The sequence below is a fragment of the Streptomyces brasiliensis genome (assembly GCF_014647875.1).
In the GTDB taxonomy this organism is placed as follows: Bacteria; Actinomycetota; Actinomycetes; order Streptomycetales; family Streptomycetaceae; genus Streptomyces; species Streptomyces brasiliensis.
Genome location: NZ_BMQA01000279.1, coordinates 1 through 541 on the forward strand (window position 1 = coordinate 1; position 541 = coordinate 541).

Here is a 541-nt window from a genome sequence, read left to right on the forward strand (position 1 = left end):
GGGTACCCGCGCATGTCCACGCCTTCTCGGGGCCAGCAGCCCGGCCAGCCACAGCAGCCGCCCCAGCCACAGGCCCCGAAACCTCACAAGAAGAAGAGCAAGGGCAAGACCTGTGCCGGAGTCTGCTGCCTGGGCGTCGTCGGCATCCTGGTCATCGCCGGCGCGATCTCCGCTGCCACCGGCGGCAAGCCCAGCAGCGGTAGCGCCAAGAGCCCGGCCGCCGCACCCTCGGACACCGGCAACGGCTCCAAGGCCTCCGCCTCACGCTCTGCCCCCCACAAGGAGGCACCACAGACCGTCACCTACGTCGTCACCGGCACCAGCGGCGCCGACGTGCAGTACGGCCCGGCCGGAGCCTTCACCCAGGGCAAAGCGCCGATGAACGTGACCAGACCGCTCGAGAACCCGCAGCACTACGCGATCACCGCACAGCTTCAGGGCAGCGGCCATATCACCTGCCAATTGAAGATCAACGGCAAGGTCGTCTCGCAGTCCACCGCGTCGGGCAGCCACAACATCGCCTCCTGCGAGATCAACAAAG

1 protein-coding gene is annotated in these 541 nt (G+C 67.8%); it reads left to right on the forward strand.

The genetic code is table 11. The features are described from left to right. Positions 1 to 12: 12 nt before the first annotated feature. Positions 13 to 541: hypothetical protein (locus IEZ19_RS50170; RefSeq protein WP_189318005.1), on the forward strand; the 529-nt coding region annotated here is incomplete at its 3' end.